Annotated in this window: 3 protein-coding genes; all 3 read left to right on the top strand. The window is 50.6% G+C overall.

The features are described from left to right. The first annotated feature begins 32 nt into the window (after positions 1–32). On the top strand, positions 33–1,388 hold the full coding sequence (gene murC / locus ABWO75_RS13605) for a UDP-N-acetylmuramate--L-alanine ligase (RefSeq protein ID WP_353186418.1): 1,356 nt from the start codon (positions 33–35) through the stop codon (positions 1,386–1,388). Next, entirely contained in the window at positions 1,381–2,205 is an 825-nt protein-coding gene (locus ABWO75_RS13600) for a cell division protein FtsQ/DivIB (RefSeq protein WP_353186416.1), read from the top strand. The genes murC and ABWO75_RS13600 overlap by 8 nt, the downstream gene beginning before the upstream one ends. A gap of 44 nt (positions 2,206–2,249) precedes the next feature. Continuing rightward, the coding region (ftsA, locus tag ABWO75_RS13595) for a cell division protein FtsA (RefSeq protein ID WP_353186414.1) at positions 2,250–3,163 on the top strand (914 nt) is incomplete at its 3' end.

The following is a 3,163-nucleotide window of genomic DNA, read 5'->3' as shown; positions in this document are numbered from 1 at the left end:
TGGCAGGAGAACGGAAATAACGAGTAAAGAAAATGAATATAGACAACATCAGACAAGTATACCTCATTGGTATTGGCGGCATAGGCATGAGTGCGCTGGCCCGTTATTTCCGCCATTTTGGATGTCTGGTGGCGGGGTATGACCGGACGGAAACGGAACTGACCAAGCGGCTGGTTGCAGAGGGGATTCCTGTGAGTTATACCGATGATTTTGGCCTGGTGAATGACGCATTCTGGGAAGCCAGTGGCCATACCCTGATTATCTATACACCCGCAGTGCCCAGCGAGCTCGGGCTGATCGAGCAGTTCCAGCAACGGGGTCATCTCCTGTTTAAGCGGTCGCAGGTCCTTGGTCTGATCAGCCAGAACCGGTTTGCAATCGCCGTGGCAGGTACGCATGGTAAAACAACGACCTCGTCGCTTATCGCGCACGTACTTACCGACAGTGGTTATGGATGTTCTGCATTTTTGGGGGGCATCAGCACCAATTACAACACGAATGTGCTGTTCTCCGATAATAACGTCATTGTGCTGGAAGCAGACGAGTACGACCGATCTTTCCTGACACTGTTTCCCGATATTGCGGTAGTTACATCGGCAGATGCCGATCACCTGGACATTTATGGCGATAAAGACCAATTGCAGGAATCATTCCAGCTGTTTCTGGACCAGCTCCATGCGGATGGAAAACGCATCGTCAAAGCCGGTCTGCCATTCGCTGCCGATATTTTTTACAGCGCCGGGGGTGTTGCCGATGCCTATGCTGACCGTATTCATATCGTAAATGGCGAATTTTATTTCGACTACGTTTGGGACGGTGGAAGGATGGATGAGGTCCATCTCGGGGTACCGGGTAATCACAATGTGGAAAATGCAACTGCAGCCATTACGGTAGCCCGGTTACTGGGTATCACCGAAGATAAAATCCGTCGGGCGCTGGCTTCATTCAGCGGCGTGAAACGCCGGTTCGAATACGTAGTTAAATCGGAGGAAGCCATCTACATTGACGACTACGCACACCATCCGGCGGAATTGAAAGCATGCTTTGCGGCCGTGCGGGCGCTCTATCCGGATAAACACCTGACGGTGGTGTTCCAGCCCCATTTGTATAGCAGGACCCGCGACTTTGCCGACGAGTTTGCAGCGGTGCTGAGTACAGTGGATACGCTGCTTTTGATGGAAATTTATCCGGCGAGAGAGCTGCCCATCAAAGGAGTGGATTCCAGTATGCTGCTTAGTAAAATTAATGTCGCGGATAAACACCTTTGCAGTGCCGATGCGGTAAAGGCGTTTGTAAAAGCCCATCGGCCGGAACTGGTAGTTACGGTAGGTGCGGGTAATGTTGATTTATTGGTTGAACCCCTTAAAACGATATTAAGTAATGCTTAAACGGATATCAACGGCTGTAAACTGGCGCCACATCCTGTATGGCATGGCCGGCTTGGTGGTGCTTGCCGGGCTCGTGACGCTGATGGGATTTATCCAGGTGAAGAGCAGTGAACAGGCGTGCACGCAGATGCGCATCATCGTGCTGGGCAATGAGTCGTTTGTCGAGCATCGGGATATTGCGGAACTGATTACCGCAAAGTACGGAGAGCTGGAGGGGCGGACTCTCGCAAGCGTTCCAATCCACCAGCTGGAAAGCGATCTCTTGCAGATTCCGTTCGTATTTGCTGCAACAGTTACGATAGATATGGACGGTATGCTTACCGTACGCATCCGGCAACGGGAAGCCGTCGTGCGCGTGATCAATAAAGCGGGACTGGACTTTTATATTGACAGGCAGGGGTACAAGATGCCGGTTTCGCCGAAATACATGCCCCGTGTACCTGTTGTCAATGGAAATATCGCTGAGCCGTATAATGGCGAACTGGATAGCATGAGCAGCCAGCTGATCAAGGACGTTTTCAAAACCGCCCAATTCATCAGCGCAGACAGTGTATGGAGCAACCAGGTGGTACAACTGTATGTCAACACCGCCAGGGATATCGAACTGGTGCCACGGGTAGGTAACCAGCAGATCATCCTCGGAAATGCGGATTCGCTCGAAAGGAAGTTTGAAAAGCTGATGCTTTTCTATAAACGAATTGTTCCCCGTACGGGAATCGACGCTTATAAATCAGTCAATTTGAAATTTGCGGGCCAGTTGGTTTGTGAACGAAACGAGCACTTTAAGCCTGCGGATAATGGTAACCAGGCATTATAATTCATTGTAAAAATAATAGCATCTATATACAATACAGTCACGTTATGAAAACAAGAATATCATCAGAAAAGGACTCGCCGATCGTGGTGGGGCTTGACATTGGTACAACCAAGATCTGTGTAACCGTGGGGCGCCGCAGCGGAGCGAAGAAAATTGAAATCCTGGGTGTGGGCAAAGCCGAGTCATCGGGTGTAAGCCGTGGTGTAGTGGCCAATATCCAAAAGACGGTAAACAGTATCCTGCAGGCCGTGGAAGAAGCCAGCTCGCAGTCCAATGTAGACATTAAAGTGGTTAATGTGGGCATCGCGGGACAGCACATTAAAAGTATACAGCACCGGGGTATCCTGACCCGAAGGGACGAAAATGAGATCAATCGCCTCGATATTGAACGGCTGATTGAAGACATGTACAAATTGGTACTCCCTCCGGGTGAAGAAATCATCCACGTGCTTCCACAGGAGTTTACCATCGATAATGAACCGGGAATCAAGGATCCCATAGGCATGGCCGGCCGCCGCATGGAGGCTAATTTCCACATCATATCCGGTCACGTCAGCGCGATAAAGAACATCAAGAAATGCATCGATAATGCATCCCTGGAAGTTCAGGACCTTATTCTGGAACCCCTGGCCTCTTCTGAGGCGGTGCTCGACGAAGCCGACAAAGATGCCGGCGTTGTATTGGTGGATATCGGTGGAGGCACTACCGACGTGGCCATCTTCCATGAAGGCATCATCCGCCATACGGCCGTGATCCCGTTGGGAGGGAACATTGTAACCGAAGATATCAAACAGGGGTGTTCCGTACTCCGTAACCAGGCTGAGTTGTTAAAAATCCGGTTCGGTTCTGCCCTGGCCGACGAGAATAAGGAAAATGAGGTCATCTGCGTTCCGGGACTGCGGGGCAGGGAGCCCAAGGAAATTTCGGTTAAAAACCTGGCATATATTATTCAGGCCCG

Source organism: Parapedobacter lycopersici, assembly GCF_040395035.1.
GTDB lineage: Bacteria > Bacteroidota > Bacteroidia > Sphingobacteriales > Sphingobacteriaceae > Parapedobacter > Parapedobacter lycopersici_A.
Note: the sequence above shows the minus strand (reverse complement) of the source record. Positions and strands in the feature narration are given on the sequence as shown.